This is a genomic window from Vannielia sp. ABF1_015 (genome assembly GCF_056160745.1).
Map to the genome: position 1 here is coordinate 1,587,773 of NZ_JBSWXT010000001.1, position 21,394 is coordinate 1,609,166.

Below are 21,394 nucleotides of genomic sequence, written 5' to 3' on the forward strand. Positions count from 1 at the left end.
CTACTGAGCGCCGTATTTCGCCGCCATCGCCAGATAGGCCGCAAGCGTTCCGCCTAGGGCAAGACCCATAGGAAAGTCCTTCCGCTTCCAGCTTTCCCACTCTGGCACAAGGTTGCGAATGGGTGGGATGGCGCGGGCGAGGCGGTGCGTGACGAAGGCGGCAAGCATGATGGCAGCGAAGAGCATCATCACGTTGAACAGATCGCCGAGCGCGATGAAGGGGGCCATGGCTGCGGCAAACTTGGCGTCCCCTGCGCCGAGCATGCCGACCATGTTCATCACGAAGCCAATCGCGAGCACCACCACGATATGAAGCCATCGCCATGCATAGTCGCCGAAGGGTAGCAGGATGAGCCCCGCCACGGCGAAGACCAGCAAGGTGAGGATAACCGCCTTGTTGGGGATCTTCATACGCGCCATGTCTGACCACGCGACGAAAAAGCAGATCGGCGCGGTCAGCCAGAAGAACCACAGGCTAGGGTAGGCGGGGGCGAGCATCTATTGGCCCCGCGCTCAGTTGGTGACGTTGTTTTCCAGCGCCCTGAGAGCGCGCACGGCCTCTTCGAAGTGCTGTGGGTGGGCGTCGATTGCTTCCTGCAGCAGGCCCTTGCCAGTTTGCACATCGCCCTGCTTCACAGCGGCCAACGCTGCGGTGTGCAGAAGTTGAGCGCGTTCGACCTGCGTCATCTGAACCAGCGGCAGCCGGTAGTTGCGCTGGGCACCGCGCGCGAGGACGAGGTTGTTTTTGGCGGTGAAGAGCTCGGGATCATACTGGATCGCTTCAACAAAGAGCTTCTCGGCGCCTTTGTAATCGCCCCGGGAGAGCTTGGAATAGCCCCAGTTGTTGAGCACACCGGAGGGCTTTGTCGTAAGGCCCACGGCTGTTTCATAAAAGCTATCGGCCTTCTTCCACTCCTTGTTGCTGTCAGCAACCATGGCCTCAAGGCGGTAACGCTTGTAGGTCTCGTGGGTGGGGGGGATGCTGTCGAGCTCGGTCTCGGCTTCTTTCCAGTCACCGTTGCGCAGAAGGGCGTCGGCGAAATCGACCTTATCGTCGAGCGTGCTGTCTTCATGTTTGATGACCCGGCGCCATGCTGCGACGGCTTCGGTGCTCTTCTTGGCGCGGACGAGGCTCATCGCTAGACCGCGTAACAGGTCGATCCGCTTGGGATTTTCCTTGCTGGCGCGCTTGAAATAGCTGACGGCTTCGTTGGGGTCGGCGACTGTTAGCATGATGTCGGAGAGGCCGTTTTCGTCTACGGCGTTTACCGAGGCCATGGCTCGGGAGACTTCTCCATCGGCCGATTTTTGGCAGGCCGAGAGGGCCAGGGCACTGGTAAGTGCTAGGGAAATAGCGATTTTCTGGCGCATTTTGCTGCGTCCTTTTACTGCTCTTGCTGCCTCACGGTGTGCCGAGGAGAAGGTATTGCCCACTGCCTCTGCGCACCAAGTCGAAATTGTATTCTTGTTCTTCTTCAGGACCATAGCCGGGGATCTTTATGCGATCCATAGCGAGGTTCAGGTTTTTCTTGATCTCGGCGGAATTGCCACTGTCGAGCGCGAAGGCGATTTTGAACACCCTTGCGGCCTCTCCGTAGTTCCCCTGTTCCATCAGAATAACGCCTAAGTTATTCCAAGCAGGGGGAAATTTCTCATCCTTCTTGACGGCGCGGCGCAGCAAATCCTCGGCCTGGCCCAGACGGCCGAGCTTGAGATTTGCACTGCCAAGTGCGCTCAATACATCAACGGTCAACCCCTGTTCGGCCCCGGCGCGATAATAGGCGGAGAGCGCCAGCTCATACTCGCCGGCATTCATCAGACGATGGCCGACGATAAGGCCGTCGGGATCTTCGAAGCTGCGGCTGACGGGGGCCTTAGTGCCTTGATTCAAACCGGAAAGCTTGTCGGACCCGCAGGCCGCCAGCGCGAGCAGGAGAAGGGCCGCGAGGGCCTTGGGGAGATGTGCCATGTGTGACAGGTGACTGCTCGCCTGCATGTTCTCGTTGCAGGCGAGAATGCGCAGGGCAGAGGTATCTGGCAACCACCATCCCCACTTCTTCCGGCCGTCAGGCGGCAAAAGGGGCAAAAAGGTGACAGGGGCGCCCGGTGGGGCAAGGGGCGCACGGGGGGTAACAGAGCACCTCAGCACAAGTGATGCACAAGCTATGCACAAGTGATGCACATGTCGTTTGACATAGTGGGGTGGTTAATGGGGTGGGGCGGTGGGGCGGGGGCATATCCATCCGATGAATTGCAATGAACGCGGATTCGATGGGCAAAGGCCCTCCTACGACCGACTGGTCGACACTGAGTTGTCCATGCCTGCATCCACCAGTGTGGTTGAGATGCGTGCAATAACATCCTAAAATTGTCAAACAACAATCAAGGGACATAATCGGCTGTGGAAGATTTGAGATCAATTGAGTCGTTCGGTGACATTGCAGCGGAAGACGATGCTGTATTGGATTATTTTCTCACAACTTCGGCTGTGGATGAGGTTTTGGAAGGAAAGAAGCTTCTTGTGCTGGGGCGTAAGGGGAGCGGAAAGACGGCTCTGGTTAAGCACTTTACACAAGGAGGGGCGAAGGAGCATGGCTCTCCACTAAGTTTGCGCAACTATCCATGGAATGCTCATGCAGAGTTAATCGACAAAGGGGCTTCCGACACTGAGGCGTACGTAGCTTCTTGGAGGCTTTTGATAGCAATCAGAATCGCAAGCTTGGTGTGTGATATTGGTTCGGCAACTTATACTGACTCATTGGATGCGCTTCGTAAGTTTTTAATGACGAACTTCGGAACGATCGATCCAGATACACGATCCATACTGACGAGAGGAAAGCTTGATATAGTTGGTCTTTCCCTCGGGCCTCAAATAGCGGGGTTCTCCCTAGGGTCAATAAGCTTTGGCAGCGATAAAAGAAAGGATGTCTTGGGGCTGGAGTTGAACTCCTTGACAAACTCCATTCTTCTGGATGCGACCAATGCTATTGCTGAACTAAAAATAGAAAAGCTATTCCTACATTTCGATGAACTTGACCAAGGTCTAGACAAAATTGACGACACCAAGTCACGTATGTTGATTGGTCTTATATTGGCCGCTAGGGAGATTGGGAAATCTGACGCCGTGAGGGCAAATATTTGCCCGATTGTTTACCTAAGGACAGACATTTGGGAGCAAATCAGTTTTAGCGATAAAAACAAAACCACTCGGTCCGGGTCGATCCAATTGATTTGGGACGAGGCTTCACTTCTAAAGTTGGTAGAAACAAGAATAGCAGCAAAGTTGGGCGAAAAAGCTACTTGGGTCGAGATAGCCGAAGAGCAAAAGATGAGAGGTTCCCAGCCAAAGTTCCTTCATATCTTAGCGCGCACATTTATGAGGCCAAGAGATGTGATCCAGTTCCTAAATGAAGCACATAGTGTAGCGTTGAGGCGTCAAGATAACCCGCTAAAGTTTGTTAACGACGATATAAACAACTGCCGAGAGAAGTATTCAAGCTATCTGCGAGATGAGCTCGACGACGAGATACAACCTCATTGGGCGTTTTGGGCCGATGGCCTAGCTGCCTGTAGCAAAACTGAGACCATAACTTTTAAGAAAGAAGATTTCTTGAAGAGCTATAGAAAGATGAAGGACAGGGACAACCCATTGGACGCCGAGAAGGCGCTCGAAACGTTGTATCGCTTCTCGGTTATTGGCTACGAGCGGCGGATTTCCGGTGGCGGCAGTAGCTGGGCTTTTCGGTATCTAGATCCGAGTGCCCCTTGGGATTCCAGCGCCCCGAGATACAAAGTTCATCAGGGCTTAAAGGAATATGCAAAACTTAAAGAAGAGCGTGCCTAGGGAAGAACGCCAATCTAAAGAAGAGTGTGGTCGCCGGCACCCTGTTGCCCCCCCCTCAAAAGAACGTCGCGTTGCTCAGCGTCTCGTAGATCTTGTAGACCGACGGGCCGATGAGGATGATCATCAGGGGGGGCACGGTGAACATCATGGTGCCCAGCGTCAGCTTGGTCGGCAGCACGTTGGCCTTTTCTTCGGCGCGCATCACCCGCTTGTCGCGCATCTCCTCGGAGAACACCCGCAGGGCGTCGGCGATCGAGGTGCCGAAGCTGGCGGACTGGATCAACTTCCACCTTCTTGCCCCACTCGTTCAGTGTCTGCGGCGCACAGCCGATCTTTGACGCAATCGACACAATCGCCGCCCGACGGCCTGCTCGGACGCTTCTCAGGCCGACGACATGATGGGCTTGTCATGGGCATGGGAGTACTGGGTTTCCCTGCGCACGGGGCCGACGAGTTTGCACAGGCCGGAGGTGGACGAACTGGCCCGCCCATATCGCCGACAGGGCGTATCGGGGCGGGCGGCGTGTCAGAAGTCCCAGTCTTCGTCTTCCGTGGCGACGGCCTTGCCGATCACGTAGCTTGATCCGGAGCCGGAAAAGAAATCGTGGTTCTCATCCGAGTTGGGCGAGAGGGCGGCCATGATCGCGGGGTTCACCTTGCAGGCCTCGTCGGGGAAGAGCGCCTCGAAACCGAGGTTTTGCAGTGCCTTGTTGGCGTTGTAATGCAGGAAGTTCTTCACGTCTTCGGTTAGCCCCAGCCCGTCGTAGAGCTGTTCGGTATAGCGGGCTTCGATCTCGTAGAGGTCGAAGAGGAGGGAGAAGGCGAAGTCCTTCAGCTCGGCGCGTTCGGCCTCTGTCAGGCGCTCCAACCCGCGCTGAAACTTGTAGCCGATGTAATAGCCGTGGATCGCCTCGTCGCGGATGATCAGGCGGATCAGGTCGGCGGTGTTGGTCAGCCGCGCGCGCGACGACCAGTGCATCGGCAGATAGAAGCCGGAGTAGAACAGGAAGCTCTCCAGAAAGACACTGGCCACCTTGCGACGCAGCGGCGAGGCGGTGGCGTCATACTCATCAAGGATGAGCCGGGATTTGGCTTGCAGGTGCTCGTTGTCGGCCGACCAGCGGAAGGCCTCGTCAACCTCGGCGGTCTGGCAGAGCGTTGAAAAGACGGAGGAATAGCTGCGGGCGTGGACGGCTTCCATGAAGGCGATGTTGCTCAGCACCGCTTCCTCATGCGGCGTGATCGCATCGGCCATCAGGCTTGGGGCGCCGATAGAGTTTTGGATGGTGTCGAGCAGGGTGAGCCCGGTGAACACCCGGATCGTCAGCTGCCGCTCGTCGTCGGTAAGCTGAGACCAGCTTTGGATATCGTTGGAGAGCGGCACCTTTTCGGGCAGCCAGAAATTGACGGTCAGGCGGTTCCAGACGTCGAGGTCCAGCTCGTCTTCCAGGCGGTTCCAGTTGACGGCTCGGGGGACGGGGCGGGAATGGGGCAGGTCTTTCATGGCGTCGGTCCTTTGGCGGAGCGGGTGGTGGGCAGATTGCCCACCCTACGAGGGCGCGGTTACAGCGTGCAGGAGACGCAGCCCTCAACTTCGGTGCCTTCCAGCGCGGCCTGCCGGAGGCGGATGTAGTAGATTGTCTTGATGCCCTTCTTCCATGCGTAGATCTGGGCGCGGTTGATATCGCGCGTGGTGGCCTCGGCGGGGAAGAACAATGTCAGCGACAAGCCCTGATCGACGTGTTGGGTGGCGGCGGCATAGGTATCTATCACCGCTTCGGGGCCAATCTCGTAGGCATCGCGGTAGAACTCGAGGTTATCGCCGGTCATGTAGGGCGCGGGGTAATAGACCCGGCCAATCTTGCCCTCCTTGCGGATCTCCACCTTCGCGGTGATCGGGTGGATCGAAGAGGTGGCGTAGTTGATGTAGCTAATCGAGCCGGTGGGCGGCACCGCCTGTAGGTTGCGGTTGTAGAGCCCGTGCTCCATGACGTCGACCTTCAGCGCGGCCCAGTCCTTCTTGGTGGGCAGGGTGATGCCGAACTTCTTGAACAACGCCTTCACCTCGGCACTCTCGGGCCGCCAGCTGCGGGCGGTGTATTTCTCGAAGAAGCTGCCATCGGCATAGGCCGACTGCTCGAAGCCCTTGAACCGGCTGCCCTTTTCCTGGGCCAGCGCGCAGGAGGCGGAGAGCGCGTGGTAGAGCACGGCGGCAAAATAGACGGAGGTGAACTCCACGCCCTCGGGTGAGCCGTAGTGAATGCGCTCGCGGGCCAGAAAGCCGTGCAGGTTCATCTGCCCCAGCCCAATGGCATGGCCCTCGTCATTGCCCTTGCGGATCGAGGGCACGGAGTCGATGGCCGACATTTCGCTCACCGCGTTCAGCGCCCTAATCGCGGTGCCGACCGAGGCGCCAAGGTCGCCGCCGTCCATCGCGCGGGCGATGTTCATGCTGCCGAGGTTGCAGGAAATATCGGTGCCCATCTGCGCATAGCTCAGATCGTCATTGAAGGCCGACGCCTCGTTGACCTGGAGGATCTCGGAACAGAGGTTCGACATGGCGATGCGGCCCGCGATGGGGTTGGCCTTGTTCACCGTGTCCTCGAACATGATGTAGGGGTAACCGCTTTCAAACTGGATCTCTGCGAGGGTCTGGAAGAAGGCGCGGGCGTTGATCTTACGCTTCCGGATCTTCGGGTTGTCGACCATCTCGTCATATTCTTCGGTGACGGAAATCTCGGAGAAGGCGCAGCCATAGACGCGCTCAACGTCATGGGGCGAGAAGAGATACATATCCTCGTTCTTCTTCGCCAATTCGAAGGTCACATCGGGGATGACCACGCCAAGGCTCAGCGTCTTGATCCGGATCTTCTCGTCGGCGTTCTCGCGCTTGGTGTCGAGAAAGCGCAGGATGTCGGGGTGGTGGGCGTTGAGATAGACGGCCCCCGCCCCCTGCCGCGCGCCGAGCTGGTTGGCGTAGCTGAAGGAATCCTCAAGCAGCTTCATGACCGGGATCACGCCGGAGGACTGGTTTTCGATCCCCTTGATCGGGGCGCCGTGCTCGCGGATGTTGGTGAGCATCAGAGCCACGCCGCCGCCGCGTTTGGAGAGTTGCAGCGCCGAGTTGATGCCGCGCCCGATGCTTTCCATGTTGTCTTCGAGCCGCAGCAGGAAGCAGGAAACGAACTCGCCCCGCGCCTTCTTGCCCGCGTTCAGAAAGGTGGGCGTGGCGGGCTGGAAACGGCCCTCGAGGATCTCTTCCATCAGCTGCATCGCCAGCGCCTCGTCGCCGCGCGCCAATGCGAGGGCGTTCATCACCACCCGGTCCTCGTAGCGCTCGAGGTAGCGCTGCCCGTCCCGCGTTTTCAGCGTGTAGGAGGTGTAATACTTGAAGGCGCCGAGGAAGGTGGGAAAGCGGAATTTCTTGGCATAAGCCGCATCCCAGATCGCCCGCTGGAAGTTGCGCGAATACTGGTCCAGCACTTCCGGCTCGTAATAGCCCTCGTCCACAAGGTAACCCAGCTTCTCATCGAGCGAGTGGAAGAACACGGTGTTCTGGTTGACGTGCTGCAAAAAATACTGCCGCGCCGCCATCCGGTCGGCCTCGAACTGGATGTTTCCTTGCGCGTCGTAGAGGTTCAGCAACGCGTTCAGCGCGTGGTAGTCCAGATCGGCGGTTTCGCTTGCGTCAAGCATGGTGTTACCTCTTGCTCGGCCCAGAAACGGGCCAGCCCGTCACGGATGCGGGCGGTGTCTTCGGGGGTTCCGGCCAGCTCGAAGCGGTAGAGCAGCGGGACGTTGCATTTGGCGGCGATGATCTTGCCCGCAAGGGCAAAGCTGGCGCCGAAGTTGCGGTTGCCACCGGCGATGACGCCGCGCAGCAGGCGGCGTGCGCCTGGGTCGTTCAGTAGCCGGATCACCGGCTTTGGCACCGCGCCGCGGCCCTGACCATCTGCGAAGGTCGGGCAGATCAACACGAAGGGGCTGTCGATCGCGGGGAGCGGGTCTTCGGGCCGTTGCGGCAGGCGGGTGGCGGGCAGGCCCAAGCGTTCAATCAGCCGGTGCGTGTTGTTCGACCGGCTCGAATAGTAGACCAGCCCGCCCATGGCTCAGGACAGCCGACCGATCATGTCGGGGCGAAAGCCTGCCCAGTGATCCTCTCCGGCGATCACAACGGGGGCTTGGCGATAGCCCAGCCCGGTGACGTGCTCCATCGCGCCCGCGTCTTCTGTCAGGTCGACGACCTCGTAAGGCAGGCCGCGCGCGTCGAGCGCACGGGTGGTGGCGCTGCATTGCACGCAGGAAGGCTTGGAATAAACGGTGATTGTCATTGCTCTGTCCCCATAGTTGTTTTGTTAGGCAGGGGAGCAGGGACATGAAGCGGATGGCCCTTACAGGCTCCGTTCACGCGCCCGGGCCCTCCGCCCGCACTCGTCGTCGTGTTGCCTTGGCAGGTCTCCTGGCTTTGCGGCTCAACCGCCTTGGCCCCCTTCCCGATGCGTGGATGCATCAGTGGTTACGGGCCTCGGCTTGCCGCTTACAGTTGCGGGGGCAGCGCCGGTCTTTCACCGGCTTCCCTTTTCACCTGTGACGTGAATCACAGGCACCAAAGCAACATCATATAGATGCTTATCGCGGTGAGCTGTCAACATGTAGATCGGTGCCGCCGGGTGAAAATTCTGCATCGCGCCTGCGGCACCACGTGGCCCGGCGGCGGATCGGGCCGCCGGGCCTTGCCAATCAGGCGGTTTCGCCAAGGGCCTTGATGTGGGCGGGGAGCCGGGCGTTGGTGCCATACATGAAGTGATTTTCCATGCGCTCAGAGTAACGGCTGGCCTCGGTGGTGCGCCCGACCGCTTCCGAAACTTCGCGGATCAGCATCGGGTTGGCCCCGCAGCAGACGCCGAGATAGTTGACGCCCAGCGCGAAGGCGTCACGCGCGAAGGCCCCGATCTCGTAACGATTGCAAAACATCGGATCGAGCGCGGTCGGGAAGGTGCGGCCATGGGGCGCCGGGCAGGTGCAATCGCCGGTGTCGCTCAGGTTGAAGAAGGTCGGTTCATCCGCGCGCGTGCGATAGGGGATCGGGAGGGCACCGACATGGCAGGACACCGCCGCACGCACCTTGCGCAGCCACGGCATCATGGTTTGCGGCCCGCGAAAGCAGTTGAGGCCAACAACATCTGCGCCGCCCTGTTCCAACTGCTGACAGGTTTCCACAATGCCTGTGCCGTCCATCATCTCGCTGGCCGCCATGGGGGCGAGGGTCAGAACGACCGGGAGGCCGGAGGCGCGAGCCACCTCAAGCGCGCAAAGCGCCTCGCCCGCATAGTAGAAGGTTTCGCCGATGATGATATCGGCCCCTTCATCGACGGCCCAGCCGACCATTTCTTCAAACATCGCCCGCACCTCGGCCTGCTTCGCCCCGTCGTCCGGCGACCAGATGTTGGTGTTCGAGATATTGCCTGCCATCAGGTTGCCCGGCTTTGCATCGGCAACCTCGCGGGCGATCTTTAGCGCGGCGCGGTTGAGCGGCTCCAGCAGGTCTTCCTTGCCGATCACCCGCATCTTCTCGCGGTGGCCGTTGTAGGTGAACGCCTCGACAATATCGCTGCCCGCCCGCTGAAAATCGACATGCAGGTTGCGCAGCGCATCGGGGTGTTCCAACGCCACCTCGGGCACAAACTCGCCCGCCGTGAGATAGCCGCGCCGCTCCAGCTCGAAGAGGAAGCCCTCGGCGCAGATGAGGGGGCCAGCATCGAGCCGGGTTTTCAGTTGGTTCTCATTCATGGATCCGTCCTTTCTCGTTGATCCGTCCATGACCATGGTTTTTGGAAGCCGAGCCTCGCGGGCTGCGTGCAATGCGCAGCCTGCTGCAATGGTCCTCGGTCAGGCCGCAGGATTGAGCGCGGCCGTGTTCACAAAGGTCAGAGGGCGATGCGCCCGATGCGCCGGGCACCAGCCCCGCCGCGCCGCTTGCGTGGCGGAAGCGAGAGGGGCAGGGGAGCGGGGGATGTGAGCGATTGCTTCAAAAGGGCGCAAAATTCGGCCACGGCGGGTGACAGGGTGATGTAGGGCGCAGCCATGACGTGGGCATGAAGCGCCGCACGCCGATAGTTGGCATCGCCGGGCAGGCTGGCGATCCATTGCATGTAGCCCAGTTGCGCCATCTGGCGCGCTTCCTGCGCTGGCACCTGGCCTATGTCGAGTTGGGATATCGTTCGTTCCAGTAGCATCGCGCCCTCCGCGCAAATTGGCGGGGGCAAAGCGGTAACGGCGATGTCTCAGGGCGTTCGTGGGCCATCTGTGTCTCTCCGTCCCAAGGCACCCCGCCCGGGTTTAGGTGACTGAGGCGCGCAACGCGCACCCGAGATGGCAGGTCTCCTGACTTGCGGGTCTGCGCTTCCCCGAACCTTCCCGCGCCTTTTGGCACAGTGGTGTTCATCGGGGTCGCTCGCCGCTCACAGTTGCGGGGGCAGTCGTGGAATTGGGCAAGTTGCCCGCACCACGTTCCCTTTTCAGCCGGACCAATCTGGCCGGGCACCATCACGGGTTTTGTTGCAGGAAATTCTGGCGGTGTCCAACGCGAATTGCAGCTATGGGCAAGGGCGCGCCGGGGCGCTGTTGGCGGCTATGGAGCGCCTTTGGCGCAGGGGGAGCGGGTGTGAAACCCGGCAGAAGGCACCGCTCGGCTCACGCCCCTCATCGGCTAAATGAGCGCTTGGGTGTCTGCGTGGGGCAGCCCTTGCCTGCGATCCAGAGATTCTGCGCCGAGATGCGCGGCAGCGGGAGGCGGGCGGTGGCAGTGTCGGCTGTACGGGATCGAGGAGCTCGGATTGGGCGACAGACGCCATCAAGAGCCAACTAGCGTGGGCAACAGGAACACCAGCCCCGGCACCGCCAGCAGGAGCGCCACGCGCAGCAGTTCGGCGAAGAAGAAGGGGAGCACGCCGAGGAAGGTATCGCGCATCGGCACGTCCTGTGCCTGGGCCGAGATGATGAAGACGTTCATGCCCACGGGGGGCGTGATCAGGCCGAGTTCGACCACGATAAGGGCGAGGATGCCGAACCAGATCTTGAGGTCTTCGGTGGTCATCCCGAAGGGGCTTTCGGCCGCGGTGGCCCAGTCGCCGCCGTTGATCTCTACCAGCACGGGCCAGAAGAAGGGGATGGCGAGGAGGATCATCGACAGGCTGTCCATCAGGCAGCCCAGCAGGATCAGGGCGGCCAACAGCAGGATGAGGGTGGTCATTGGCGCGAGGCCGGAGTTGGCCATCATCTCGGCCATGATCTGCGGCACGCCGCCCCGGGCCATGAAGATTTTGAGCAGTTCGGCTCCGAGCAGGATCAGGAAGATCATGCCGGTGGTGTGGGCAGTTTCGAGCAGGGCTTCGCGGGTTTCCACGAGGGTCAGCTTGCCGCGCAGCAGGCCGATGAGCGCGACCATGACCACGCCCACGGCAGCGGCGGGCGTGGGGTTGAAGAGGCCGAAGTAGAGGCCGCCGATGACGGCGGCGAAGACCACCAGCACCGGGAAGATCGCCAGTGTGGCCGAGACCAGCTCGGCGCGGGAGGCGCGCTGGCCGGAGGGGCCGGAGCCGGGGGCGAGGGTGGTGTAGGCGAGGATCGTCAGCAGGAAGAGCGCCACGGCGATGAGGCCGGGCAACAGGGCGGCCATGAACATGGTCACCACGTTGGCCTCGACGATGATGGCGTAGATGATCAGCACCACCGAGGGCGGGATCAAGATGCCCAGCACGCCGCCCGCTGCGATGGTGCCGGTGGCGAGGCGGTCGGAGTAATTGTACTTCTTCAGCTCCGGCAGGGCGACGCGGCCCATGGTGGAGGCGGTCGCCAGCGAGGAGCCGCAGACCGAGCCGAAGCCCGCGCAGGCCGCGATGGCCGACATCGCCACCCCGCCGCGCATCCAGCCGAGCCATGCGTTGGCGGCGCGGAAGAGGTCGGCCGAGAGGCCGGTGCGCGAGGCGATGGCGCCCATCAGAACGAAGAGCGGCACCACCGAGAGGTCGTAGTTGGAGAATTGCGCGTAGGCGAGATCTTTGAGCTGGCTCAGCACGATCGGCCAGCCATTGAGCACCGCCGTGCCCACGCCGCCGACGAGGATCATGGCGTAGGCGATGGGGATGCGGATGGCGATGAGCGCAACGAGTACGCCGAGGCCGGTGAGGCCGATGGTCAGGCTGTCCACGGGTCAGGCGCTCCGCTTGGATTGCAGGGCCGTGATGGCCTCTGTCAGCGTAATGAATGAGGCCAGCAGCAGCAGGGCAAGCGAGGCCAGAACGGGCACGAAGGCCCACCAGATCGGAATTTCAAGGATGCCGGTGAACTCGGTGTAGCGGCGGTAATCGACCAGCCCGAGCCACATGCGCCAGATCAGCAGCACGCTGAAGGCGAAGGCGATTAGCGCGGCGAGCAGCGACATCAGCGCGATCTGCCAGGGTGAGGCGCGCATGGTGAAGATGTCGGCAGAGACATTGGCACCGACCAGCTGGCAGTAGGGCAGAAAGGCGAAGACGGCGACGGCGGTGCCCATCTCCGTCAGCTCGAAGTCGCCGGGAAAGGGCGCGTTGGCGAGCCAGCCCGCGAGGATCGACCATGCGTTGACGGCCACCACGGCAAAGAGCACGAGGCCGCCGAAGAGCGCCCAGCCCTCGATCAGGCGTCGCGCGGGCCTGAAGCGGCCCGCGCCGGGGGTTTCACCCGTCATCTCAGTTGGTCTGCATGTTCTGGCCGACCAGCTCGACCGCCTTGTCATAAAGCGCCTGCCCGTCGATGCCCTGCCCGTTCATCTCCTCGATCCAGCGGGTGACGACGGTGGACATGGGCTCCTCGAAGGCGGCCCATTCCTCATCCGTGAGCTGGATGTGGGTGTTGCCCGCGCCGGTGGCGACCTCGATGCCGTGGGCATCGGCATTGGCCCAGACCTCGCCCACCTCGGCGTGCCATGCTTCATCGGAGGCTTCGCGGAAGATCGCCTGAATGTCTTCTGGCAGGCTGTCCCACTTGTCCTCGTTCATCAGCACGGAGAAGGAGGTGGTGCCGAAGCGCTTACCGCCCGGGCCCTCGATCTGGTAGTCGGTGACCTCGTGGATCTTGAGAGGGGGGATGATCTCCCACGGGATCAGCGCGCCGTCGATCACCTTTTTGGAGAGTGCGACCGGGATCTCGCCCACGGAGGTTTGCACCGGCGAGGCGCCGAGGGCTTCGAGCACCCATGAGCCGGTGCGCGAGGGGATGCGGATTTTCTTGCCGGCGAGGTCGGCGGGGCTGCGGACCTCTTCGGAGGCCATGTGGATGGCCTGGCCCTGGTGGACGTGCTGGAACATCGGCACAACGCCCTGGAAGTCCTCGGCGAGGAATTCGTCATACATCGCCAGCATGGCTTTGTTCACGGCCGCGTTGTCGCCCCGGTGGACGCCCGGAAGCTCGAAGACCTCGGTGCGCGGGAAGGCCCCGGCGGCGTAGGCGTTGACGATCCAGACGAGGTCGACCACGCCGTCGCGGGCCTGACGCGGAAGCTGGGGCGGCTTGCCGCCCAGCGTCATCGCCGGGAAGATCTCGATCTTCACCCGGCCCTCGGAGGCCTCCTCGATCTTCTTGGCCCAGGGCTCGAGCATCTGGGTGTGCGCGGGGGCCTTTGGGCTGAGGAAGTGGTGCAGCTTGAGCTGGATTTCCTGTGCGAAGGCCCCGCCGGTGGCAAGGGCGAGGGCCACGGCTGAGGTGGCGAGCGTTCTGACAAAAGACATTGGTTCCTCCCTGATTGTCTCTGCTTGCGGGGCGCCGCTCAGTGCGGCGCGGTTCGTGCGATGGCGATGTTGAGCAGCACCTGCCGCCGCTCGGTGGTGGCGACGGCAATGGCGCGCTCCAGCGCGGCGGGCAGGTCGGCGCCGTCGGTGACGGTTTCGGTATGGGCGCGGCTGGCCTCGGCGGTGCGGGTGAAGTCGGGGCTGGGACGGAGCGAGGTGAGCGGCACCTCGTTGGAGGCCCGCGCGGCGCCCTCGGGGTAGAGCCCCTCGACCGAGTGCCGGACCGCGCCCCATTCTTCGTTGTTCAGCACCAGAACGATCACCGGCACCTCATGGGCCTCGGCCACCAGGTGGCAGGCGGTGGGGTTGGCGAACATATAGCTGCCGTCGCCCATGGTGGCGAAGGTGAGCCGGTCGGGATGGGCCATCTGCGCGCCGATGGCGGCGGGCAGGCCCCAGCCGAGGCCGCCGGAGTGCGGCTCCTGAAAGTAGCTGTCGGGCTCTTGCAGATCGAGCGGTATGAGCGGGCAGCCGAGTTCGTGGAAGACTGTGGCGCGGCGGCCTTGTTCGGCCTGCTGGCGAATGGCGCGGCCAAGGCAGAGGCTGACCCATTCCTTGCTCATCGGACTGCCTGCGCCGGTTTCGGCCTGAGCCACGGCCTGGCCTCGGGACTTGGCGGCGGCCTCGGTGATGCGGATGCGGCGAGCCTCGGTCCGGTCGGGCTGCTGCGGCGCGCCCATCGCCTGCGCCAGCCCTTCGATCACCCGGTCAGTCGGGCCGGAGAGGGTGATGGCGGCGGGAAAGCCACGCACGGGGGTGCGGGTGAAGAGCGGGTCCGGCCCGGCCATGATGACGGTGGCATCCTCGCGCAGCGTGACCTTGTCGGGGAACCAGGGCGCCAGCGCGTCGAGCACCAGCACCACATCGGCCTCGGCCAGCCACGGGCCGGGATCTGCGCCCACCTGCATGGGGTGGGAAAGCGGCATGGCGAGCTGGTTCGACCAGTAGTGCGAGAGAGGCAGGGCGTGGGCCTCACAGAGGGCGGAGAGCGCGGCGAAGCCTGCGTCGCTGCCCGCGCCGCGCTGGGCGATGATGAGGGGGTTTTCGGCTTTTGCCAGCGCCTCAGCGGCCTGTGCCAGCGCCGCGCTGTCGGGGGCGGTGAGCACGGGGGCGATGCGCGAAGGGGCCTCCAGCCCGGCCTGCGGGCAGGGCTCGCAAAGCACCTCGCGCGGCAGGCTCAGGTAGACCGGGCCGCGTGGCGTGGAGTTGGCGATGGCCCATGCGCGGTCCATCAGCTCGGCGATCTGGTCGGGGAAGCGCAGCTCGTAATGCCACTTGGTGGTTTCGCGGATCAGCGCCTCTTGGTCGAACATCTCCTGCCCCCAGCCGATCGGCACGGTGCGCGCGCCGAAGCGGCTGTGCTCGGTGACGGGCGTGCGGCCCGACATCAGGATCATCGGCACCTGGTCGCACCATGCGTTGATCGCCGCCGTCGCGCCGTTGGCGAGGCCGACGTTGGTGTGCAGCAGCACCGCCTGGGGGCGGCCGGTGACTTGCCAGTAGCCGTGGGCCATGGAGACGGCGGCGTGCTCGTGCGGCACGGTGACGGGCGTGGGCAGGTCGAGCCCGGCGCGGCGGGCCTCCACCAGCCCTTCGATGATCGGCGGAAAGTCGGTGCCCGAGTTGGCAAAGACATAGTCCACTCCCAACGCCTTCAGCTTGCCGAAGATCGCGCCGCCTGCGGTGATGGTGGGAGTATCTTTCATGCGTGCGCCCTGCTGCCTGGCTCATATTTCAATATATGAGATTCTGTTTGCAGATAGTGAGGCAGCGCGGCAAGGTGAGTCAATGCTCGCTGAGGGAGACCGCCTGCATGGCCACGCCGATCAACCTGTCTGTCATGAAGGCCTTCGATGCGCTGGAGCTGTTCAACGAGGCGCGCAGCGAGCTGACGGCTGAAGTGGTGGCGCGGGAATTGCGGCTCTCGCACGCGACGGCGCACCGGTTTCTGGCGACGCTGGAGGCCGCGAGCGTGCTGACGGCGGTGCGGCGCGGGGTGTTCGCCCCCGGCCCGCGGCTCGCCCGGCTGGGGCGGATGGCCGAAGACCTCGCCCCGCTGCCCGCCAGCCTGCAAGCCACGCTGGACCGGCTGCGGCAGGGGCTGGAAGAGTCTGTGATGGCCTGCCGCTACACCCCACGGGGGCCGCTTTGCGTGGCGGTAAGCCAGGCCGACAGGCCGATTTCGGTGAACATCCGCACCGGCACCACCCTGCCCATGCTCAGCACCGCTCAGGGTCGGCTGTTTCTGGCCGGGATGGCACCGCGCGACCGGAAGACCTGGGCCATCGGGCAGAGCGTGGCGCAGGCCGCGCTGGCGGAGGTGGAGCCGCTGCTGGAGGGCATCCGCTCCGAGGGCCATGCGCTGAACCGGGGCGACAACGAGCCTGATATCGCCGCTGTCTCGGTGCCGGTCATCGCGGGCGGGCGCACGGTGCTGACGATCTCGGCCTTCGGCACGCTGGGACGTTTTGGCCCAGAGGTGCAGGAACGCGCCGCGCGCCTGCTGAAGGAGGCCGCCGCAGAGTTGGCGCAAGACATTGGCCGCACGAAAGATACCTAGGAACCCCAAGGGAGGAGAGACGAGATGAAAGATGATGAAACCGGCGGCAGCGAGTTCTGGCGCGATCTGAAGCCGATCACCAAGGTGTTTCAGCCCGATGCCTCGCCCGAGGTCTACCTGCCGAACATCGCCGATGATGACATGCGCTATTACGTGCCCTTCACCGAGACGGTGTTCTCCAAGCCTGTCTGGATTTCGCCCAGCAAGAACCAGTGGTGCGACGTGCTGATGGCGACCGGGCCGGGGCTGGTGAACCGGCATTACCACCCGCATGAGGTCTTCGCCTACACGATCTCCGGCAAGTGGGGCTACCTCGAGCATGACTGGATCGCGACGGCGGGCGACTTTGTGTACGAGACGCCGGGCGAGGGGCACACGCTGGTGGCCTATGAGCATGAAGACCCGATGAAGGTGCACTTCAAGGTCACCGGCCCGCTGATCTGGCTGGACGAGGACGGGGAGCCGGACGGCTACTTTGACGTTCACCAGTATATCGCGCTCTGCAAAGAGCATTACGAGAAGGTCGGGCTTGGGGCCGACTATATCGAGAAGCTCTTCCGCTAGCATCACACCGACATGCCGCCATCGGCCATAAGCACATGGCCGGTGGTGAAGCCCGATTGCGCCGAGGCGAGGTAGAAGATTGAGGCGGCGATTTCATCCGCCGTGCCATGGCGGCCCATCGGGATCATCTCGTTGAAGAACTCGGTGCCGTCGCGGCCGATTTCGGCGCCCAGCCCGTCTTCCACCGCTTTCTGAAAGCCGTTGTCCACCGGCCCCGGCGCGATGGCGTTGACCCTTATGCCGCGCGGGGCGAGATCCTTGGCAAGCACCCGCATCAGCCCGGTGAGCGCGTGTTTGGCGGTGATGTAGGCATAGACGCCGGGGTCGCCCCGGGTGGCGGCGACGGAGGAGGTGAGCACGATGCTGCCGCCCTGCCCCATGTGCGGCACGGCATGCTTGGCCAGCAGGAAGGCGCCGCGCACGTGAACGGCCATCACGCTGTCGAACACCTCTGTCGGGTAGGCCTCGATGGGGGCGACGGTGCCGAAGATTCCCGCGTTGGAGATGAGCACGTCGATGTGGCCGAAGCGGTCGACGGTGCGGGCAACGGCGCGGCGGACCTGGACCTCGTCGGTGACATCGCAGGCGAGGCGCAGCACGTCTGCGGCCTCGGCGCCGAAGGCCCGCTCGCAGGCCTCGTCCAGATCGGAGAGGTGCAGATCCACCAGCGCCAGATGCGCGCCCTGCGCGTGCAGCATCCGCGCGGCGGCGAGGCCGAGAGAGCCCGCGCCGCCGGTGATGAGGCAGGTCTTGCCCGTGAGGTCGAACATGCGCCCCGCCCTCAGATCGGGTAGTGCGGAGTGCCGTCCTGCACGGTGATCCAGCGCAGGGTGGTAAACTCTTCAATCGCTGCCGTGCCGCCGAAGCGACCGTAGCCGGAGTCCTTGACCCCGCCGAAGGGCATTTGCGCCTCGTCGTGCACGGTGGGGCCGTTGATGTGGCAGATGCCGCTCTCGATCCGCTTGGCGACGTTCATCGCGCCCACGGTATCTTCGCCGAAGATGCAGGCGGAGAGGCCGTATTCGGTGTCATTGGCGACGCGCACCGCCTCGTCGATGGAGCCAACGCGGACGACAGAGGCGGTGGGGCCGAAGCTCTCCTCGGTGTAGATCCGCATCGCCGGTGTGACATGGTCGAGCAGGGTGGCCTGCATCAGCACGCCATCGGCCTGACCGCCGGCGACCAGCTTGGCGCCCTTGTCCTGCGCGTCGCGGACGAGGCCCATGATGCGCTCCACCGCGTTTTTGTCGACCACGCAGCCGAGCGGCGTGTTGCCCTCGCGCGGGTCGCCCACGGTGAGGGTGCGGACCTTGGCGGCGAGCTTCTCGACGAAGGCATCGGCCACCGCCTCGTGCACCACCAGCCGCTCGGTCGACATGCAGATCTGGCCTTGGTTCATGTAGGCGCCAAAGGCGGCGGCGGCGACGGCCTTGTCGAGGTCAGCATCCTCCAGCACGATCATAGGGGCCTTGCCACCCAGCTCCAGCAGCGCGGGCTTGAGGTGCTCGGCGGCCAGCTTGGCGATGATCCGGCCCACGCGGGTGGAGCCGGTGAAGTTGACCCGGCGCACGGCGGGATGGGCGATGAGCGCTCCGACGATATCGGCAGCATCATCGGGCGCGTTGGAGATGACGTTGAGAACCCCCGCGGGCAGCCCGCCCTCCTGCATGGCCTCGACGATCAGCGCATGGGTGCGGGGGCTGAGCTCGGAGGATTTCATCACCACAGTGTTGCCGCAGGCGAGTGGCATGGCCAGCGAGCGGACGCCGAGGATCACGGGCGCATTCCACGGGGCCATCGAGAGCACCACACCCGCAGGCTGGCGGATTGCCATGGCCATCGAGCCGGGGCGGTTGGAGGGGATGATCTCGCCCTTGATCATGGTGGTCATCGACGCGGCCTCGCGCAGCATGCCTGCGGCCAGCATCACGTTGAACCCGGCCCATGCGGCGGTGGCGCCCAGCTCTTCGGCCATGGCCACGGCGATATCGCCCTTGCGGGCCTCGAGGCTGTCGGCGGCGGCCATCAGCAGGGCGCGGCGCTGGCCCGGGCCGGTGGCGGACCACTCGGGAAAGGCGGCGGCGGCGGCATCGGCGGCGCGCATGGCATCGGCCACGGTGGCGGCGGCGGCCTCGGTGGCCACCCCGCCTGTCAGCGGGTTGTTGCGGGCAAAGGTGCGGCCCCCCTCGGCACTCACCTTTTCGCCGGCGATCAGAAGTTCAAGCACGCTCATTGGTATCTCCTTGGCTTTGTGTCACGCGCTGCCGCCCAGAAAGGCGCTTTGCACCGCATCGTCCTTCATCAACTCATCCGCTGTCCCCGCGCCGGTGATCCGGCCCGCTTCCAGCAGGTAGCCCCGGTCGGCGTGGCGCAGGCTGATCTTCACGTTCTGCTCCACGATCAGCAGGCCCACCCCGGTGGCGCGCACGCGGGCGAGCGCCTTGAAGAGGTCGCCCACCACGATGGGGGCGAGGCCGAGGCTGGGCTCGTCCAGCAGGAGGAAGTCGGGCCTGGACATCATCGCCCGGCCCACGGCGACCATCTGCTGCTCGCCGCCTGACATGGTGCGGGCGATCTGGCCGCGCCGCTCCGCGAGGCGTGGGAAGATTTCGAATACCTGCGCCAGCGTCTCTTCCTCGGCGGCACGGGCGCGGGGCGGGGTGGCACCGAGGCGGAGGTTCTCCTCCACCGTCATCTGGCCGACGATGCCGCGCCCTTCGGGCACCAGCGCGAGGCCCTTGCCGGTGAGCGCATGGGCGGGCAGGCCGGTAAGGCGCTCGCCGTTCATCCGCACCTCGCCCGAGTCAGCGGGGACCATTCCGGCCACCGCCTTGAGGGTGGAGGACTTGCCCGCGCCGTTGGCACCCAGCACCACCACCACCTCGCCCTTCTCGACGGTCAGGCTCACGCCCTCCACTGCGAGGTGCTTGCCATAGCGTACGGTCAGACCGGAGAGTTCAAGCATGGTCGTCTCCCAGGTAGGCCTTGATCACGGCGGGGCGGGCCAGCACCTCGGCGGACGGCCCCTCGGCGATGATCTCGCCCGCGCTCATCACGATGCAGCGGGAGCAGAGGGCGCGGACGGCTTCCATGATGTGCTCGACCAGCAGCACGGTGATGCCCTGGCCTTGCAGGTGGCGCACCAGTTCGATGCCGATGGAGAGCTCGGAGGGGTTGAGGCCCGCGAGCCACTCGTCGAGCAGCAGGATATCGGGCTCGGAGGCCAGCGCGCGGGCCATCTCCATGCGCTTCTGGTCGATATAGGTGAGGTTGCCCACCTGCTCGCCGCCGCGCCCCTCCAGCCCGACGAAGGCGAGCTTCTCCTCGGCCAGATCACGGGCCTCGCGGCCCCAGTGGCGCTTCTTGCCGAAAGCGAGCGAGAGCATGACGTTTTCGCCCACGGTGAGCGTGGGCAGCGGGCGGACGAGCTGGAAGGTGCGGGCGACGCCGTGCTGGGCGACGCGGTGGGGCTTCATCCGGGTGATGTCGGTGGTGCCGACCTTTACCGAGCCGCCGTCGCAGGGAAGCGCGCCGGAAATCATGTTCATCACCGTGGTCTTGCCCGAGCCGTTCGGCCCCAGCAGGCCGACCACCTCGCCCGGCGCGAGGGAGAAGGACACGTCCTTCACCGCGACCAGCCCGCCGAAGCGCTTGTGGAGGTGGCTGAGGTGCAGCTCGGCGCTCATGGCTTGCCCCTCCCCCGCAGGTCTTCGAGCTTGGCCAGTACACCCTGCGGCATGACGAAGACGATGAGGATGAAGAGCAGCCCGAGGATGATCGAGAAGTGATCGGGGAAGCTGACCGAAAGCCATTCGAACAGCAGGAAGAGCGGCACCGCGCCCACCAGCGGCCCCCAGAGGCGCATCGCCCCGCCCAGCAGCGCCATGATGAGGGTCATGAAGCTGACGGTCGGATTGAAGACGATGGAGGGCTCGATGTAGGTCCACCTCGGGGCCTGAATGGCGCCGACGAGGGTGATGAGGGTGGCGGAGATGACGAAAAGCATCAGCTTGATCCGGGTCACGTTGATGCCCGCGTGGGCGGCGACCGTCTCGTCGTCTCCGATGGCCTTGAGCGCCAGCCCGATCCGCGAGCGGCCGATGGCCCATGAGATCAGCAGGGTGACGGCGGCAAGCGCCAGCAACTGCCAGTAGATATGCCGCCCCTCGAAGGGCAGGAAGACGTAGCGGCCCATGGTGTAGGTCACATTGACCTCCCACCAGCTCACCGTCTGGCGCACCAGCTCGGCGAGGCCGAAGGTGAAGATCACGAAGTAGACGCCTGCCAACCGCAGGGTGGAGAGGCCCACCACCAGCGCCATCGCCGCGCCGATGCCGCCCGCGCAGAGCAGCACCAGCGGGTAGGGCAGCACCTCGTTCAGCACGGCGACGGTGTAGGCGCCGACGCCGAAGAAGGCGACGGTGGCGAGTGAGACGTAGCGGGTGGGGCCGGAGAACAGCGCCCATGCGGTGGCTAGCGCCACGTAGCCCGTCATGCCCAGCAGGACGCCTGTCCAGTAGTCGGGGATGAAGAGTGGCGCGGCGGCGAGGGCGGCGAGCACCACGGCGGCGAGGGCGAAGGCGAGGGGTGTCTTCATCG

Annotated in this window: 21 protein-coding genes, 1 pseudogene and 2 riboswitches; of the genes and pseudogenes, 3 read left to right on the forward strand and 19 right to left on the reverse strand. The window is 63.9% G+C overall.

Translation table 11 applies throughout. From position 1 onward, the window contains the following. Genes ACXAG6_RS07955 through ACXAG6_RS07965 form a run of 3 tightly spaced genes read right to left on the reverse strand, consistent with a single transcriptional unit; the run spans position 1 to position 2,041 of the window. Entirely contained in the window at positions 1 to 498 is a 498-nt protein-coding gene (locus tag ACXAG6_RS07955) for a prepilin peptidase (RefSeq protein ID WP_475336806.1), read from the reverse strand. 15 nt (positions 499 to 513) lie between these two features. Next, positions 514 to 1,371 carry a tetratricopeptide repeat protein gene (locus ACXAG6_RS07960; RefSeq protein WP_140013405.1) on the reverse strand — a complete coding sequence of 286 codons (858 nt, stop codon included), beginning with the start codon at positions 1,369 to 1,371 and terminating at the stop codon, positions 514 to 516. A 31-nt stretch (positions 1,372 to 1,402) separates the two neighbouring features. Further along, positions 1,403 to 2,041 (reverse strand): tetratricopeptide repeat protein, encoded by a 639-nt coding sequence (locus ACXAG6_RS07965; RefSeq protein ID WP_475336809.1) that lies wholly within the window; start codon positions 2,039 to 2,041, stop codon positions 1,403 to 1,405. Between the two features lie 360 nt (positions 2,042 to 2,401). Between ACXAG6_RS07965 and ACXAG6_RS07970 the strand changes: the two genes are divergently transcribed. Then, positions 2,402 to 3,844 carry a P-loop ATPase, Sll1717 family gene (locus ACXAG6_RS07970; protein WP_475336812.1) on the forward strand — a complete coding sequence of 481 codons (1,443 nt, stop codon included), beginning with the start codon at positions 2,402 to 2,404 and terminating at the stop codon, positions 3,842 to 3,844. Between the two features lie 55 nt (positions 3,845 to 3,899). Here the strand turns inward: ACXAG6_RS07970 and ACXAG6_RS07975 are convergent. The 11 genes and pseudogenes from ACXAG6_RS07975 to ACXAG6_RS08025 all read right to left on the reverse strand — a co-directional run. Then, positions 3,900 to 4,127: pseudogene (locus ACXAG6_RS07975) on the reverse strand (type II secretion system F family protein); the annotation flags it as partial. 243 nt (positions 4,128 to 4,370) lie between these two features. Beyond that, a complete protein-coding gene (gene nrdF / locus ACXAG6_RS07980) occupies positions 4,371 to 5,348 on the reverse strand; it encodes a class 1b ribonucleoside-diphosphate reductase subunit beta (protein WP_475336814.1) in 978 nt (325 codons plus the stop codon). Between the two features lie 59 nt (positions 5,349 to 5,407). Beyond that, positions 5,408 to 7,540 carry a class 1b ribonucleoside-diphosphate reductase subunit alpha gene (gene nrdE, locus ACXAG6_RS07985; RefSeq protein WP_475336816.1) on the reverse strand — a complete coding sequence of 711 codons (2,133 nt, stop codon included), beginning with the start codon at positions 7,538 to 7,540 and terminating at the stop codon, positions 5,408 to 5,410. Next, on the reverse strand, positions 7,495 to 7,950 hold the full coding sequence (nrdI, locus tag ACXAG6_RS07990; RefSeq protein ID WP_475336819.1) for a class Ib ribonucleoside-diphosphate reductase assembly flavoprotein NrdI: 456 nt from the start codon (positions 7,948 to 7,950) through the stop codon (positions 7,495 to 7,497). The genes nrdE and nrdI overlap by 46 nt, the downstream gene beginning before the upstream one ends. A 3-nt stretch (positions 7,951 to 7,953) precedes the next feature. After that, the gene (gene nrdH, locus ACXAG6_RS07995; RefSeq protein ID WP_140015256.1) at positions 7,954 to 8,175 is read right to left on the reverse strand and encodes a glutaredoxin-like protein NrdH; all 222 of its coding nucleotides are present in this window, start codon (positions 8,173 to 8,175) and stop codon (positions 7,954 to 7,956) included. Between the two features lie 101 nt (positions 8,176 to 8,276). Further along, positions 8,277 to 8,470, reverse strand: a riboswitch (cobalamin riboswitch). A gap of 114 nt (positions 8,471 to 8,584) precedes the next feature. Further along, the gene (locus ACXAG6_RS08000) at positions 8,585 to 9,634 is read right to left on the reverse strand and encodes a homocysteine S-methyltransferase family protein (RefSeq protein WP_475336821.1); all 1,050 of its coding nucleotides are present in this window, start codon (positions 9,632 to 9,634) and stop codon (positions 8,585 to 8,587) included. 137 nt (positions 9,635 to 9,771) lie between these two features. Continuing rightward, positions 9,772 to 10,080 (reverse strand): hypothetical protein, encoded by a 309-nt coding sequence (locus ACXAG6_RS08005; protein ID WP_475336824.1) that lies wholly within the window; start codon positions 10,078 to 10,080, stop codon positions 9,772 to 9,774. A 121-nt stretch (positions 10,081 to 10,201) separates the two neighbouring features. After that, a riboswitch (cobalamin riboswitch) is annotated at positions 10,202 to 10,407 on the reverse strand. A gap of 290 nt (positions 10,408 to 10,697) precedes the next feature. After that, positions 10,698 to 12,053 (reverse strand): TRAP transporter large permease, encoded by a 1,356-nt coding sequence (locus tag ACXAG6_RS08010; protein WP_475336826.1) that lies wholly within the window; start codon positions 12,051 to 12,053, stop codon positions 10,698 to 10,700. A 3-nt stretch (positions 12,054 to 12,056) separates the two neighbouring features. Next, the gene (locus ACXAG6_RS08015; protein WP_475336828.1) at positions 12,057 to 12,572 is read right to left on the reverse strand and encodes a TRAP transporter small permease; all 516 of its coding nucleotides are present in this window, start codon (positions 12,570 to 12,572) and stop codon (positions 12,057 to 12,059) included. Between the two features lies 1 nt (position 12,573). Continuing rightward, positions 12,574 to 13,611 (reverse strand): TRAP transporter substrate-binding protein, encoded by a 1,038-nt coding sequence (locus ACXAG6_RS08020; protein ID WP_475336831.1) that lies wholly within the window; start codon positions 13,609 to 13,611, stop codon positions 12,574 to 12,576. A gap of 38 nt (positions 13,612 to 13,649) precedes the next feature. Continuing rightward, positions 13,650 to 15,377 (reverse strand): thiamine pyrophosphate-requiring protein, encoded by a 1,728-nt coding sequence (locus tag ACXAG6_RS08025; protein WP_475336833.1) that lies wholly within the window; start codon positions 15,375 to 15,377, stop codon positions 13,650 to 13,652. 107 nt (positions 15,378 to 15,484) lie between these two features. Here ACXAG6_RS08025 and ACXAG6_RS08030 point away from each other — a divergent pair, with 107 nt between their 5' ends. Both ACXAG6_RS08030 and ACXAG6_RS08035 read left to right on the forward strand, forming a co-directional pair. Further along, positions 15,485 to 16,231 carry an IclR family transcriptional regulator gene (locus tag ACXAG6_RS08030; RefSeq protein ID WP_475336835.1) on the forward strand — a complete coding sequence of 249 codons (747 nt, stop codon included), beginning with the start codon at positions 15,485 to 15,487 and terminating at the stop codon, positions 16,229 to 16,231. Between the two features lie 24 nt (positions 16,232 to 16,255). Continuing rightward, positions 16,256 to 16,795: a 2,4'-dihydroxyacetophenone dioxygenase family protein gene (locus ACXAG6_RS08035; protein WP_475336838.1), complete on the forward strand. Its 540-nt coding sequence runs from the start codon at positions 16,256 to 16,258 to the stop codon at positions 16,793 to 16,795. A 2-nt stretch (positions 16,796 to 16,797) separates the two neighbouring features. On the opposite strand, the gene ACXAG6_RS08040 is transcribed toward ACXAG6_RS08035, so the two are convergent. From ACXAG6_RS08040 to ACXAG6_RS08060, 5 genes are read right to left on the reverse strand one after another with little or no spacing between them, the layout of a single operon-like run. Continuing rightward, the gene (locus ACXAG6_RS08040) at positions 16,798 to 17,565 is read right to left on the reverse strand and encodes an SDR family NAD(P)-dependent oxidoreductase (protein WP_475336840.1); all 768 of its coding nucleotides are present in this window, start codon (positions 17,563 to 17,565) and stop codon (positions 16,798 to 16,800) included. A gap of 11 nt (positions 17,566 to 17,576) precedes the next feature. Next, on the reverse strand, positions 17,577 to 19,028 hold the full coding sequence (locus tag ACXAG6_RS08045) for an aldehyde dehydrogenase (RefSeq protein WP_475336842.1): 1,452 nt from the start codon (positions 19,026 to 19,028) through the stop codon (positions 17,577 to 17,579). Between the two features lie 21 nt (positions 19,029 to 19,049). After that, the gene (locus tag ACXAG6_RS08050; RefSeq protein WP_475336844.1) at positions 19,050 to 19,760 is read right to left on the reverse strand and encodes an ABC transporter ATP-binding protein; all 711 of its coding nucleotides are present in this window, start codon (positions 19,758 to 19,760) and stop codon (positions 19,050 to 19,052) included. Then, positions 19,753 to 20,481: an ABC transporter ATP-binding protein gene (locus ACXAG6_RS08055; protein ID WP_475336846.1), complete on the reverse strand. Its 729-nt coding sequence runs from the start codon at positions 20,479 to 20,481 to the stop codon at positions 19,753 to 19,755. The genes ACXAG6_RS08050 and ACXAG6_RS08055 overlap by 8 nt, the downstream gene beginning before the upstream one ends. Further along, positions 20,478 to 21,392 (reverse strand): branched-chain amino acid ABC transporter permease, encoded by a 915-nt coding sequence (locus ACXAG6_RS08060; protein WP_475336848.1) that lies wholly within the window; start codon positions 21,390 to 21,392, stop codon positions 20,478 to 20,480. The genes ACXAG6_RS08055 and ACXAG6_RS08060 overlap by 4 nt, the downstream gene beginning before the upstream one ends. Between the last annotated feature and the right edge of the window lie 2 nt (positions 21,393 to 21,394).